Source organism: Acetobacter pomorum, assembly GCF_002738225.1.
Lineage (GTDB): Bacteria > Pseudomonadota > Alphaproteobacteria > Acetobacterales > Acetobacteraceae > Acetobacter > Acetobacter pomorum.
Genome location: NZ_PEBQ01000127.1, coordinates 1 through 12,963 on the forward strand (window position 1 = coordinate 1; position 12,963 = coordinate 12,963).

A 12,963-nucleotide genomic window follows, 5' to 3' on the forward strand; every position below is an offset into this window, starting at 1 on the left:
CTTTTGTGCAAAACAGACTTTTTCATAATCTAACCCGATGTACAACCCTTCTGTGAGATTTCCGCGTCGAGATCGTCAGGAGAGGCAGGCATTCCGTGCTGCGCCAGGTAGGTTGGGCTGGCGAGCGTCACCTCCTCCATCACGCCGAGAGGCCGGACGATCATGTCGCTGTCCGACAGGCTTCCAGCCCGTACAACGCAGTCCACCCCTTCGCGCACCAGATCAACAAACCGTTCGCCCTCACCGAGATGAACGGTCAATGCCGGATGCCTTGTCATAAAATCTGGAAGCGCTGGTAGCAGGATCATCCGCGCTAGACGCCCAATCACATGGGCCCGCAATAGACCTGCTACAGCACCACTCGCGCCACGATCTGCATCCTCAAGATCCGCCAGGATCGCCACACACCGGCGATAGTAGGTAGCGCCTTCCTCGGTAGGTCGAACATGACGTGTTGAGCGATGTAGCAACCGCGTGCCAAGTCTTTGTTCCAATGTTTTGATCGCTGCAGTCGCTACCGGACGCGAAATACCGCAGTCCGCAGCGGCGGCAGTGAAACTGCCACGATCAACAATGCGCAAAAAGAGATTAAGTGTCGCAAACCTGTCCATAGGATTGTTTCATGGAGCAAAACAATGCTGACGGAAAGAGTGCTCTTATCGAACAGACAACGTTATGGCCAAGATAGGTTTCTCAACAGATGGAGATATCCATGCCAGAAGCACACACCATTGCCATTGTCACGGGCGGAAGCCGTGGACTGGGCCGCGCAACCGTTGAAGCTCTCGCCCAACGCGGCGTCTCATCTCTCTTTACCTATCACACCAACAAATTCGCAGCTGATGAAGTGGTCAAAAGTGTCCAGCACAGCGGAGCCCGTGCAGTCGCTCTGCAACTCGATACTGGCGATACGCACGCCTTTCCTGCCTTTGCCGACGAAGTCCGGCGCGTGCTGCGCGAATGGGGAAGCGAACGTTTCAATTATCTAGTCAACATGGCAGGTACGTCCCATAGCGGGCTATTCGGCAAGGTGACAGAAGATGATTTCGATGCTGCCTACCGCATACATGCCAAGGGTCCATTTTTCCTGACGCAGACACTTTTGCCGCTGATCGCGAACGGTGGCCGGATCGTGAACATCTCATCTGGATTGACACGCTTTGCCTATCCTGGCTGGATTGCGTACGCTGCTATGAAAGGCGCCGTGGAAGTCATGACGCATTACATGGCCAAGGAACTCGGACCGCGCCGCATTGCTGTTAACACAGTAGCGCCAGGTGCAATTCAGACAGATTTCTCAGGAGGTATGGTACGCGATAACCCCGAGATTGCTCACCACATCGCGGAAGTAACCGCGCTTGGACGTCCAGGACTGCCAGACGATATCGGCCCCATGATCGCATCGCTGCTCTCCGAGGACAATCGCTGGGTGAATGCACAACGGATTGAAGTCTCCGGTGGTCAGGCCATCTAAGATCTGGTCGCCCCTTACACAGAAGGCCATGTTGGTACCATTAGGACACCAGCAAGCGTTTTCGCGTAATTTTTCCGGATACGGTGGTTGGCAATCGCCCGACGAAGCGGACTTCTTTCAGACCAACCCAACGCCCGAGGACTTCGTTGATCCGCGCAACGATTTCCTCGGAAGAAGGCATACATTCCGCCTCGGAATCAAGGACGACATAAGCGATAGGTCGCTGCCCTCTCAGTTCATCTGGAATTGCGACCACGGCACACGCGTGAACGGCAGGATGGGTGGCGATGATCTTTTCGATCTGCACGCCGGAAATCCGCCTTCCTGCAACCTTGATGACATCATCGGAACGTCCGAGCATATGAACTGCGCGGTTGGCCTGAATCATGCCTTCATCGAAGGTGCGGTAATACCTGCGCGTTTCATCAAGATAAGCGGACGGAACACGGATAGCCCCATTCTTCCATATTCCAGCGAGACACCCAGGCGGTAACGGCAGCGAAAGAACGATCTCCCCGCACTGCTCACCGGGTATGGAGGACACGATGGCCGGACGAAATCCCGGCGCAGGTCGCCCGATGTCATTCATGAGAGAAACTGGCTCACGCTCGGGTAGACCGAAGAAATGCGCGGTGATGCTCCATCCCGTTTCCGTTTGCCACCAGTGATTAACCACAGGTGTGCGAAAGTAGGATCGAGCCCACTCCAGCAACGTCGGATCCGCATACTCTCCAGCTACGAAAACACGGGCAAGAGCGGGCAGGATCACCTCTGACAGATGACGGCTCTCCTGTCGCATGAGACGCATCTGAGTGGGCGTGGTAAACAGGCATTTCACTCCATGCTCATGACAGAGCGTGCGAATGGCGGAAGCAGATGCACCGCCTTCGACGATGACGCTGGTACAGCCGCTGATCAGCGGCGCATAAACACCATAGGAATGACCAACAACCCAGCCAAGGTCCGATGTAGTAAAGAAGGTATCACCGGGTTCGCAGCCGTAGATCACGTCCATGGACAAGGCGAGAGCCACAGCATGGCCGCCATTATCACGCACAATGCCTTTTGCGTGCCCCGTCGTGCCAGATGTGTGAAGAATATAGAGTGGATCTTCGGAGCGTAGCACGACGGGCTCTACAGGCATGGACTGTTCCAGCGTATGAAAATCATGATCCCGCAATGGCATCAATGATGTCCGACATGCTGCGCGTTGCACAATCACGCAGGCCTGTGGCCGGTACGCTGCCAAAGCAAGTGCATCATTCAGAGCAGGGGCAGAGGGAATAGGCGTCTGTCCCTGAAAGCTGCAACTGGCGATGATAATGACTTTCGGAGCCACATCATCAATCCGTCGTGCCAACTCCGGTCCGGCATAACCGGCAAAAACCACAACATGCACAGCCCCTATCCGCGCACATGCCAACATAGCTATGGCTGTCTCGATCATGGTCGGCATGGCAATCAGAACGCGGTCACCTTTCTCCACTCCGAGCAGGCGTAGGCCGCCGGCAAATCCGGCCACCCTGTCCTGCAGTTCGCGATAGGTCACGACCTGCTGTTCCTTGGTGGCGCAAGAATGCCAGATCAACGCTACCTGCTCACCGCGACCATTCTCCACATGCCGGTCTACGGCATTGTGGCAGGTATTGAGCGTGCCGTCAGGGAACCAGTCATGCCAACCGTCTGTTCGCTCCCGGCAGGCCATCGCAGGCCCCTGCTTCCATGTGATACGCTGCGCCGCACTGAGCCAGAACTCCTCTGGCTGGTTCAGTGCCGCCTCATACATCGCTTCATAGGTTGTCCATGGAAGCATGACGCATACTCCGATCAGGCTACGGGTACGTCTTTGCCGGTGATCTGGCTGGCCAGCCACGCGGCATCGCGGGAAATGCCGGAAAACCGCCCGGAGCCCCATGTATGCAGCCATGGCAGACCAAGAAAATAAAAGCCCGGCGCATCCGTCACGCCCCGATGCCAGACCGGCTTGTTAGCGCCGTTGAAGACGGGCACATCGATCCAGCGGTAGTTCGGACGGAAGCCTATGCACCAGACGATCGATGTGATTCCAGCCGCCTTCAGATCGAGCGGCGTGTTGCTTCCATCAGGCTGCCAGACAGGTACGTAAGGCGCTTCCGTCGGTGCGTTGATGTTTTCGCGAGCAATATAGGCATCAATGGATTTCTTGATGTCTGCATTGGTCTTGTCCGCATCATCGAGATGTTGCTTTAGATCTGGAAGAAAATGCGCAACCTCATCACGGATTGTCTCAAGCGTACCATGCAATCCTACCCCTTCTTTTGCAAAAAGACGCAGATCAAGGTCATGCCCCCCATTGCGGCCGGTGACATAATGGTTGGTCTTATCCCGCGCCCCTTCCCGTAAGGGGTGATTATCCACCGTCAGATCATAGAAGTGCATATCCGCCAGCCAGTCCACAACGTCACGGCCACGGTAAAAGCGTGAGACACGCGGGGCGGAGCCGACACACAGATGGACCTTGCGTTTTTCAAGGAACAGGTCCTCGACGATCTGTGCACCGGACTGACCGCTGCCCACGACCAGAACAGCCCCTTCAGGCAACTGGGCCGCATTGCGGTAATCCTGCGAGTGAACCTGAAAGATTGATGGATCGATAGCACTCGCATATCCGGGGATCACCGCATCCTGGTACGCTCCCGAGGCGATGACCACATGCTTTGTGTGCCAGGTCTCACCGCCCGCCACCACACGATAGCCACCGGCCTCATGACGTGTGATGGAGGTGACGGCTGTGTGTTCACGCAGCGGGGGATTGAACGAGTTAACAAAGCCTTTGACGTATTCAATAATTTCCTGCTTCACCATGAAGCCGTGTGGATCTTTTCCCTTGTATGGGTGCCCGGGAAGTTCACATTGCCAATTCGGTGTGACCAGGCAGAAGTTGTCCCAGCGCTCATCGTCCCATGAGTGACAGGCGGTCTTGGATTCAAAAACGATATGATCCACTTTTTCGCGACAGAGATACCAGCTCAGGGAGAGCCCAGCCTGTCCGCCGCCCACGATGATAACAGGAATGCTTTTTTCGTTCTGTGTCATGGTCGTTCTTTTCGTCTCAGTATCTGAAAGACAGGACGCGCACCTGCGCATCGGGTCGATTAAGGAAAGGCGCACTGCTCTGCTGAATGACGTGCAGCTGGCCAAGGGCGCGACTGCACGGAAAGCCGTAACGGGCACGAACCCGTTCGCTCGCCTGGGTCAGAGCCGTGTTTGCCTTTTCAAGAAACTCCCGGACCGGATAATCCTGACCGGGTGTGAAGTGGTCCCTTATGACCAGCGATGGGGAGTAACAGTCGGTCTCGTTTCCATCGGGCCAACGCACGCGAAAGGTCATTTCGGGCATGGTGACAAAACTCCTGGAGCCGGGACGTCAGCGTGCTGTAATGCCGCGAGACGCCGATATGCGGGGAGATGCCGACTGGCGACGCTGTCCCAGTCGAAACGTCGGGCTGTTGCGGGGCCGCTGAGCCGGAAATGGTCACGGCTTTCGACGCGCAGGGCGTCGCGCAACGCCATGAACAAGGTGTCGGGGTGCGCCGGTTGGCACCACAGCGCATCCGTTGCCGAAAAATGTTCCGTGAAAGGTGGTGCGGCTGGCACCACCACGGGAATTCCACAAGCCAGGGCTTCCAGAGGGCACAGTCCGAACCCCTCGGTTACGGATGGATAGGCCAACACGTCCGCCTGCCGGTAGAATGAAGGCATGTCTTCATCCGCAACTGGCCCGGTGATGGTGACATGATCGGCCGCACCGCTTTCGCGCAGACGCGCCATGAATCGGGTGCGGTAGGCAGAATGATCCAGCAGCGAGGCCCCGCCTGCCACAATCAGATGCACATCAGGCTGTTCGCGACGAAGGGCCAGAAATGCGTCGAGCAATTGCAGTGTGTTCTTACGCCGCTCAAGCCCGCCTACGGACAGGATCAGGTGCTGATCGGCAGGCAGATGATACCGCGCCCGCAACGCGGCATCGTACGCGGTTGCTACGGGCGAAAAACGCACGGGATCAACCCCGTTGCCCACGACCGGAGCTTCGCGGCCATGGTCGTTGCGCAGGACATCTTCCCACATTGTGCTGACGGTAAACAGTTCGGCCGCCGCCCTGATCCCCCGTTCCTGCCGCGCGGCAAGGACCGGGTGCGTGAAATGGTCAAGATGGTGGACCGTGCGGGCAAAGCCCGGTATCCGCCCTTCCTGTACCAGATCGGCAAGCGCATTGGCGCTGATCGGGTCCTGCGCATGCAGCACGTCAAAATGCTGTCCGCGCAATGCGTCTCTGATTTCGCCAATACGACGTTCCACCATTGTCGGCAGATCAGGCACAGACGCGGCTGGAATACACCAGGTCGTGCAACGGGGCCTGCGGAAGAAACCGGATCCTGTCACGTCCGGTGCGATCAGCGTTGCATCGTGCCCCGCGTCACACAGAGTTTCCGCTAGCGCCATACCGTGCACCACGCCGCCACGCGGATTGGTCGAATGGGTCAGAATGCCAATGGACAGACTCATGGCGCAAATCCCATGAGTGAGGACCGGGTGAAATCCCAGAAGGTTTCTTTCTCGTCCGCCCATATGACATCCAGCCGCTGCGTGCTCTCACACCGCCCGATGACAGAAGCAGTAATGCCACGTCCACGAAACCGGGCCATGATCGCGTGGGCATCTTCGGGACGCGCTGTCAGCAGGTATCCGTAGCTTGGGAATGCAGACAGCCAGCGCTCCATCGGAGCATCCTCAGGCCGTGGAATGTCATCGAGCATAATGGTCATGCCGATGCCTGAACATTCGGCCAGCATGAGAGCGGTCCCCAGCAGACCGGCCATGCTGATGTCCTTGGCAGCACGACTCAGGCCATCTTCGGCAATACTGGGCAGAAGTTCGATGTCCCCACGCAACCGGGCCACTCCCTCTGTGCCGCACAGCCCGGAACTGGCATCCCAGAACGGGTGCGGATCGTGCCAGCGACCGCGCAGATCAATGGCTGCGATCAGCACCTCGCCCGGTTGGGCGTCGAAGCTGGTTAGCAGATGACGGGCACGACCAAGGATTGCCACTGAGAGCGAATTATGGGTGCTGCGCATGTTGGTGTGTCCACCAACAACCGGCACACCGTAGGTGTTCGCACCGTCATGGAGACCCGTCAGGATGGACGCGGCCGCCTCGGACGTATCGCTCCACAAAGCATCCACCACCGCCACGGGACGGCCGCCCATCGCAGCGATGTCGCTGACATTGACCATCGCGCCGCAATACCCGGCAAACCACGGCATTGAGCGGACAAAGCTGTCCTGAAAGCCCTCGCTGGCCAGCAGGAGATAGCCACCGCCATCCGGGATCGCGGCGCAGTCATCGCCAAGACGGACAGCTTTGGCACCTGTCCCTAAAATCGCACTAACTTCTGCAATGTCCTGCTTAGCCGCAAGAGAGCGCCCCATACGAAGCGTGCGCAGGAGTGTGGTGAGCTCATGTGCCATCATGCCACCTGTCGTATCCGGGGTTGCGGACGTAGCAGCCAGGTCTGATCCAGACCGTGCGCCGGATAGCGTGACAGATCAGCCTCCATGTCGTGATGCGGCAGGCCATGCAGCGTAATGACGCCGAGACTTTTCCAGTGCAGGCGACGGAAAAACAGCACATTCTGTTCCTGCACCTGGGCCAAAAACCGTGTAGCCCCCAGGCCGTGTGCCGTACTGACGGCCATGCGGATGAGTTCCGCCCCGATCCGCCCCAGCTTGCGGTGATCAGCATGCACGGCCAACCGGGAACCGCGCCACACACCGGGCTCTGCTTCATGAATGCGCACTGCTCCCACGATCCGGTCCGGCATCCCCGCCATGCAGCAGGCGGCGATGATGGGAATGGCGACCTCATCAATCGCGTCGCGGTCATCCTCTGCAAAAACATGCTGTTCACTGCAGAACACTTCACGGCGGAGCGCATGATAACCGGCACGCTCCCATGGCGTGCGGGCAAGGCGCACAACATATTCCGTCGGAATGAACGGCCGGTCTTCCATGCCTTCGAGGATCGTGCTCATTGTTCGTACGCCGAAAGCGAGGAACAGGCGCCACAACGTCCACACCCGGCCCGGATATCGGTGGATTTCATGTTCGCTTCCCGGAGCATCCGCCCAAGCGGTGCCAGCACGGATTTCATAAACTCGGCTGAAGGCGGGACATGATTTTCCAGCGGGGTGCCGGAAATGGGCACAAACGGCACCACGAAGGGATAGACCCCGAGCGCAATCAGACGCTCGGCGAGAGCCAGAATGTCCTCGGGGCTGTCGCCAAGACCGGCCAGAATGTAGGTATTGACCTGCCCACGACCGAAGATCGGCACGGCGCTGGCGAAAGCGTCCATGTAGCGATCGACGCTGACCGTGGCCTTGCCGGGCATGATCTTCTCGCGCACTGCCTGCGTGGCGGCTTCGAGATGCATACCCAGACTATCGGCTCCGGCTTCCCGCAAACGCTGGAACCAGCCGTGATCACGTGGCGGCTCGCACTGAACCTGAAGCGGCAGATCCACCGCCGCCTTGATGGCACGGGCTGACTCCGCCAGCACGGCAGCACCCCGATCAACCACATTGGGCGTGCCGGTCGTCAGCACCATGTCGCGCACGCCGTCCAGTTCCACAGCAGCTTTGGCAACTTCGGCAAGCTGCGCCGGTGTCTTGTAAGCGATCGTCCGGTCCGCCTCCAGCGATTGGCCAATGGCGCAAAACTGGCAGGATGTGCGCCGGTCGGCATAGCGGATGCAGGTCTGGTGCACCGTGGTCGCCAGCGTGTCACGGCCATGCAGTAGCGCGATCTTCCAGTAGGGAATACCGTCTGCCGTGCTCAGCCCGTAAAAGCGCGGGGCAGCCGGGAAATGGATCGTACCTACTGCCCGCCCATCGCGTAGCAGCATGCTGGTCCCGTGCTGGTCTGGCGGGCTGGCCTGAAACGGTGAATGCTGCGCGCCAGACGTATAGACCGGAACCATGACGGTCTGGCCCGCAGTGGTGATCGTCTTGTGATCCGAAGGACCAGCGCCTCCCTTGCGGGCAATGCCGCCGGTCTGCTCGCCGATCTGCAGTCCGAAGGACTGGAGATCGGTAACGAGCTTGCGACCAGAAAGTGTACCGAGCGTCGGAATGGTCATGACGCAGCCTCATCTGTAGATGTGGAAACCGGATCAGCTTCACCAACGTAATGAACGGTACGGGCAGGCCGCCGATCCTGAAGCAGACTAAGCAGTTCAGGCCGTGCATAATGCCCTACAGAGTCCATCATCCGTTTGCGCTTGGTGATAAGAGCGAAATCAAGATCGGCAATCACCATCCCCTCTCCTTCCGTCAAAGGCGGGGCCAGAAGCTTACCTTCGGGAGAGACGATGGCGGTAAAGCAGCCTCCTCGCAGCGGCCCTTCAAGTGCAGGGTCTTGCGCAATATCCTTGATCTGATCTTCCGTCAGCCAACCCGTGGCATTCACAACGAAACAGCCGGATTCCAGAGCGTGATGACGGATGGTGACTTCCATCTGATCGGCGAAGATCTGCCCCACCAGTGAACCGGGAAACTGGGCGCAGTGGATTTCTTCATGCTGGGTCATCAGCGCGTAGCGCGCCAAGGGGTTGTAATGCTCCCAGCAGGCCAATGCCCCGATGCGGCCAGCGGCACTTTCCACCACTTTGAGCCCTGACCCGTCACCCTGCCCCCAGACCATGCGCTCATGATAAGTTGGGGTGATCTTGCGACGCTTGAGAAGGATCTCACCTGTCGCGTCGAAGACGATCTGCGTGTTATAGAGTGTGCCAAAATCCCGCTCATTCACGCCCAGCACGACGACCATGCCGGTATCACGTGCGGTTTCGGCCACCATGTCCGTCACCGGACCAGGAATAATGACGGCGCGTTCATAAAGTTCCAGATGTTCGCCGCCGAAACGGAAAGCTGGCTGGATGAACGAGAAATAGGGGTAATAGGGCACGAAGGTTTCAGGAAAGACCGCCAGCTTCACACCTTTTTCGGCGGCTTCACGGATGGCCTGACAGACTTTCCGGGCTGTCCCCAAACCGTCATCGCCGAGGACGGGACTGATCTGGATGGCAGCAGCGCGAACGATACGTGACATGGCTTGCGGTCCTTCCTTTGGCCTTTAGAGAGTCCAGGTATTGAGGATGAAAGCGTTGTCACGACGCGCAAGGAGGATAATGTCGAGCACGTCTTGCGGATTGATCGGCGTGATGCCTGGGATCAGGTTCTGCTCACCGTATCCGTAGAGCGCCTGAAGCGCGAAACGGCAGGCATAGACTTTGCCGCCCTCTTCAATAATTTTTGCAATCTGCTTGTTGCAGTTCATGTGCCCAGGAAAGGCTTCATCACCCAGACGTGGGAAACCGCGCTGCACGCCAAGAGTAACACCTGGTCCGTACAGCAGAACGGATGTTTCAAAGCCTTTGCGGATCAGACGTGTGGCCTGAAGCAGATTTACAAACCCAACCGAACCTTCATTGGCGACGGTATGAAAAGTAATAAGTGCTTTTTCGCCTGGTTTGGCTTTGACGTCTTCAAAAACCTTGTTTTCATAATTAACGAAGCAATCACCATCCTGATATGGTGCATGTTCGACTTTTGGCATGATATCTCTCCCGTGTGATGCGATCTCCAGCCAGAAACCGGAACTGACCGCTGTGCCGAAGTGAACGTGGCACGGGATAACCAAATGACAAAATATTGTATGTACTTAGAAATAAGTACAAATAAAACAAGTTTAACAGTTTATTGTCTTACAAAGACATACAGAAACATACAAAAATAATATTCAAGACATACAATTCCAAATGACGCGCATAACTATCTGTTTTATCGTCATTTTTTAATCACGCATTCGTGAATGATGCACTTTTTTGTTTTTCGGACATTCAGGCGAGACTCAACGAACTCAAATGAGTCCGTTGAGTCCCAAACCCAAAACCATGTCATACAATATCGGCGAAACCGGGAGAACGCTTATGCTGAAGAACGGACACCACACCATTTAAAGATTCTTCAAGACTTGCTGCATCTGGTGCGCTGCCAAGCGCGATACGCGCGCGCTGTGGTGGCTCACCGCTGATTGTAAAAACTGTGCTGGGGACCAGAGCAAGACCACGTCGGCGTGCATAAGCGACAAAGTCCGCACTGCCCCACCAGTCAGGCAATTTCAGCCAGACATGTGGACCGTTCGGATTCATGCAGTGTCCTTCCCCTAGAACCTTTCGCGCAATGGATTGCCGCAGACGAAGTTCTTTGCGGATGGCATGAAGAATCGTTTCCGCTTGTCCCGTTTGCATCCACCGCGCAGTAAGCGCGCTCAATAAACCTGCATTTGTCAGAGCGATCGCCCGAATGGCAGCTGTCACACGCCGGATCATATCTGCATTCGGCAAGGCGACGTAGGCTGTGCGCAGGCCTGGGCTCAATGTTTTGGCAAGCGTAGCAATATAACTGACCCGACTATGATCCAGAGCTGCCAACGCTGGCAGTGGCTCATCCATCAACAGGCTGTAAGGATCGTCTTCGGCAATGTGCAAATGATGACGCTGCGCCACTGCGAGAATATCCTTGCGCCTTTGCAGTGACATTGTCGCTGTAGTCGGATTATGAATGGTAGGAATACAGTAGAGTAGTCGTGGATGATGTTGCGAACACACTCGGTCTAGCTGATCTGGCATCATGCCTTCAGCATCACTGTCTACACCAACCAGAATAAGATCAAATTGCGCTGCAATGGTTCGGATCCCTGGGTAGGCAATACGGTCCGTTACAATCACGTCTCCTGGTTGGGTATGCGTGCTGACGATTGCTGCTAATGCGCTTTGCGCACCGGGAGAAACCAGAACTTCTTCTATGCGCCGATGACCGATAACAGGTGCTATCCATTTTGCGCCAAGCTGACGCTCCTCAATCGTGCCCCCAGTTACCCTGTAGGACATGAGACTATTCAAATCCTGTTGCTTCAAGATAGCGGAGATATCACTCTGAATAATACGCTGGAGCGGTGGATCCTGAGGAATAGGCGGCAGATTCATGGTAAGATCAACCACCGCAGGTCCGGTATGGCGCCAATGGCTTTCACCGGCACCGACGCGCACAAAGGTTCCCCGCCCTACGGTTGCATCAATGAGACCACGACGCCTTGCCTCGGTAAATGCACGCGTTACAGTTGTCAGGTTGGTACCAAGATAATCTGCAATCGTTCTTTGCGGGGGAAGCTTATCCCCTTCCCGCAAATCACCTCTCCGGATGGAAAGAGCCAAGGCATCAGCAAGTGTCAGGTAAATGGCATTTGGGCTTTGACTGATTTCTTCTTTCCAGTGAGCCAGATAAGGATAGGCTGACATGCGTGGCGGCTTCCATATATTCGACAAGATTGTATTGCACTACATCCCATACAATCCATGCAATGCATAGCGCAGCCGCTTATCTGTGAGAACAATTGTCTCCACATTACTACGATTTAACTCATAGCATTGTGCACAACACGCAAGTTCAGACTTTATTGCCTTGTGGCAAATCTGTTTTAGAACAAGTAAGAAAAATGAAGAAACTTATTCCGTTGTGGCTGAGCAATGCTTGAATATTTATATGTCTTTTTAGTATCAATTATTTTTTTAATAATACCTTGCACGACAGCTTATGCTCGTCCTGAGCAGTCACACCCTGTCAGCACCATACGTTCTGATATAAATGAACAGGTTTACAGCATACCTTTTAAAGGAGGTGGTTACTTAAGAGTGCTCTTTTGCATCCCGGCAACCCACCGAGGAACAATCATCATGTTTCCTGGCGGTTCTGGTGATATTGGCCTTGGGAAAAATGGCGCAATCCGACACGATCATAACTTTGTTGTCAGAACACGCCGGCTATGGAACAGACAAGGTTACGCAGTCATTATTCCAGATACAATCAATCATATTAATCTAAGAGGGAAACGCAGTTCCGCGACCTATGCAGGACTGATCCAAAGTATCATTGCTTTTGCACATGAAGAGGCAACAGTCCCTGTGTTTCTTTTTGGAACCAGCCAAGGCGCAATCGCTGCCGTAAACGGTGCCGCGCATGCAGCTTCAGGAACTATTGCAGGTGTCGTGCTCAGTGAATCTGTATCAGTCATGGGAGGCAGCAAGGAAACTGTTTTTAGTGCAACCCCGCAAAAAGTTACAGTACCTGTTCTTATTGTGGCCAACCAAGATGATCGATGCGATGTCGCACTGCCTCAAGCTGCGCAACAGATTGCTTCCGCCATGACCGCAAGCCCTGAAGTGCGCGTGTTCATGGTTTCTGGTGGAATAACAAAATCAAAAAAGAATTGTGGCTCCTTAACACCTCATGGGTATTTTGGCATTGAAAATGATGTCGTCGACGCGGAAATCTCACAGAAGGGTTGTACATCGGGTTAGATTATGAAAAAGTCTGTTTTGCACAAAAG

At 55.7% G+C, this 12,963-nt stretch carries 13 protein-coding genes; 2 read left to right on the forward strand and 11 right to left on the reverse strand.

Annotated features, from left to right (window positions below; translation table 11 throughout):
- Positions 1-29: 29 nt before the first annotated feature.
- On the reverse strand, positions 30-611 hold the full coding sequence (locus tag CSR02_RS08940; protein WP_244176900.1) for a LysR family transcriptional regulator: 582 nt from the start codon (positions 609-611) through the stop codon (positions 30-32).
- Between the two features lie 101 nt (positions 612-712).
- On the opposite strand from CSR02_RS08940, the gene CSR02_RS08945 reads away from it, so the two are divergent.
- Positions 713-1,474, forward strand: a complete 762-nt coding sequence (locus CSR02_RS08945; RefSeq protein WP_099541381.1) for an SDR family NAD(P)-dependent oxidoreductase — start codon at positions 713-715, stop codon at positions 1,472-1,474.
- Between the two features lie 40 nt (positions 1,475-1,514).
- Here CSR02_RS08945 and CSR02_RS08950 read toward each other — a convergent pair whose 3' ends face one another.
- The 10 genes from CSR02_RS08950 to CSR02_RS08995 form a co-directional block, all read right to left on the reverse strand.
- Positions 1,515-3,287 carry an AMP-binding protein gene (locus CSR02_RS08950; RefSeq protein ID WP_099541383.1) on the reverse strand — a complete coding sequence of 591 codons (1,773 nt, stop codon included), beginning with the start codon at positions 3,285-3,287 and terminating at the stop codon, positions 1,515-1,517.
- Between the two features lie 14 nt (positions 3,288-3,301).
- On the reverse strand, positions 3,302-4,549 hold the full coding sequence (locus CSR02_RS08955) for an MSMEG_0569 family flavin-dependent oxidoreductase (RefSeq protein WP_099541385.1): 1,248 nt from the start codon (positions 4,547-4,549) through the stop codon (positions 3,302-3,304).
- Positions 4,550-4,565: 16 nt separating this feature from the next.
- Positions 4,566-4,853: an MSMEG_0570 family nitrogen starvation response protein gene (locus CSR02_RS08960; RefSeq protein WP_099541386.1), complete on the reverse strand. Its 288-nt coding sequence runs from the start codon at positions 4,851-4,853 to the stop codon at positions 4,566-4,568.
- Positions 4,841-6,019 carry an MSMEG_0565 family glycosyltransferase gene (locus CSR02_RS08965; RefSeq protein WP_099541388.1) on the reverse strand — a complete coding sequence of 393 codons (1,179 nt, stop codon included), beginning with the start codon at positions 6,017-6,019 and terminating at the stop codon, positions 4,841-4,843. Before CSR02_RS08965 ends, CSR02_RS08960 begins: the two co-directional genes overlap by 13 nt.
- The gene (locus tag CSR02_RS08970; protein WP_183172720.1) at positions 6,016-6,987 is read right to left on the reverse strand and encodes a sll0787 family AIR synthase-like protein; all 972 of its coding nucleotides are present in this window, start codon (positions 6,985-6,987) and stop codon (positions 6,016-6,018) included. The genes CSR02_RS08965 and CSR02_RS08970 overlap by 4 nt, the downstream gene beginning before the upstream one ends.
- Positions 6,984-7,547 carry an MSMEG_0567/Sll0786 family nitrogen starvation N-acetyltransferase gene (locus CSR02_RS08975; protein WP_099541391.1) on the reverse strand — a complete coding sequence of 188 codons (564 nt, stop codon included), beginning with the start codon at positions 7,545-7,547 and terminating at the stop codon, positions 6,984-6,986. The genes CSR02_RS08970 and CSR02_RS08975 overlap by 4 nt, the downstream gene beginning before the upstream one ends.
- Positions 7,544-8,653, reverse strand: a complete 1,110-nt coding sequence (locus tag CSR02_RS08980; protein WP_099541393.1) for an MSMEG_0568 family radical SAM protein — start codon at positions 8,651-8,653, stop codon at positions 7,544-7,546. Before CSR02_RS08980 ends, CSR02_RS08975 begins: the two co-directional genes overlap by 4 nt.
- Complete coding sequence (locus CSR02_RS08985; protein WP_099541395.1) at positions 8,650-9,624, reverse strand: Nit6803 family nitrilase; 975 nt, start codon at positions 9,622-9,624, stop codon at positions 8,650-8,652. Before CSR02_RS08985 ends, CSR02_RS08980 begins: the two co-directional genes overlap by 4 nt.
- A gap of 24 nt (positions 9,625-9,648) precedes the next feature.
- The gene (locus CSR02_RS08990) at positions 9,649-10,131 is read right to left on the reverse strand and encodes an MSMEG_0572/Sll0783 family nitrogen starvation response protein (protein WP_045543339.1); all 483 of its coding nucleotides are present in this window, start codon (positions 10,129-10,131) and stop codon (positions 9,649-9,651) included.
- A 340-nt stretch (positions 10,132-10,471) separates the two neighbouring features.
- The gene (locus CSR02_RS08995) at positions 10,472-11,875 is read right to left on the reverse strand and encodes an aminotransferase-like domain-containing protein (protein ID WP_099541396.1); all 1,404 of its coding nucleotides are present in this window, start codon (positions 11,873-11,875) and stop codon (positions 10,472-10,474) included.
- Positions 11,876-12,310: 435 nt separating this feature from the next.
- Between CSR02_RS08995 and CSR02_RS09000 the strand changes: the two genes are divergently transcribed.
- Complete coding sequence (locus tag CSR02_RS09000; protein WP_099541398.1) at positions 12,311-12,934, forward strand: alpha/beta fold hydrolase; 624 nt, start codon at positions 12,311-12,313, stop codon at positions 12,932-12,934.
- Positions 12,935-12,963: the final 29 nt, after the last annotated feature.

What these genes read in the sequence shown, in the direction of transcription:
- CSR02_RS08940 (WP_244176900.1), bottom strand. Translation starts at nt 611, where the DNA reads ATGGACAGGTTTGCGACACTTAATCTCTTTTTGCGCATTGTTGATCGT.
- CSR02_RS08945 (WP_099541381.1), top strand. Translation starts at nt 713, where the DNA reads ATGCCAGAAGCACACACCATTGCCATTGTCACGGGCGGAAGCCGTGGA.
- CSR02_RS08950 (WP_099541383.1), bottom strand. Translation starts at nt 3,287, where the DNA reads ATGCTTCCATGGACAACCTATGAAGCGATGTATGAGGCGGCACTGAAC.
- CSR02_RS08955 (WP_099541385.1), bottom strand. Translation starts at nt 4,549, where the DNA reads ATGACACAGAACGAAAAAAGCATTCCTGTTATCATCGTGGGCGGCGGA.
- CSR02_RS08960 (WP_099541386.1), bottom strand. Translation starts at nt 4,853, where the DNA reads ATGCCCGAAATGACCTTTCGCGTGCGTTGGCCCGATGGAAACGAGACC.
- CSR02_RS08965 (WP_099541388.1), bottom strand. Translation starts at nt 6,019, where the DNA reads ATGAGTCTGTCCATTGGCATTCTGACCCATTCGACCAATCCGCGTGGC.
- CSR02_RS08970 (WP_183172720.1), bottom strand. Translation starts at nt 6,987, where the DNA reads ATGATGGCACATGAGCTCACCACACTCCTGCGCACGCTTCGTATGGGG.
- CSR02_RS08975 (WP_099541391.1), bottom strand. Translation starts at nt 7,547, where the DNA reads ATGAGCACGATCCTCGAAGGCATGGAAGACCGGCCGTTCATTCCGACG.
- CSR02_RS08980 (WP_099541393.1), bottom strand. Translation starts at nt 8,653, where the DNA reads ATGACCATTCCGACGCTCGGTACACTTTCTGGTCGCAAGCTCGTTACC.
- CSR02_RS08985 (WP_099541395.1), bottom strand. Translation starts at nt 9,624, where the DNA reads ATGTCACGTATCGTTCGCGCTGCTGCCATCCAGATCAGTCCCGTCCTC.
- CSR02_RS08990 (WP_045543339.1), bottom strand. Translation starts at nt 10,131, where the DNA reads ATGCCAAAAGTCGAACATGCACCATATCAGGATGGTGATTGCTTCGTT.
- CSR02_RS08995 (WP_099541396.1), bottom strand. Translation starts at nt 11,875, where the DNA reads ATGTCAGCCTATCCTTATCTGGCTCACTGGAAAGAAGAAATCAGTCAA.
- CSR02_RS09000 (WP_099541398.1), top strand. Translation starts at nt 12,311, where the DNA reads ATGTTTCCTGGCGGTTCTGGTGATATTGGCCTTGGGAAAAATGGCGCA.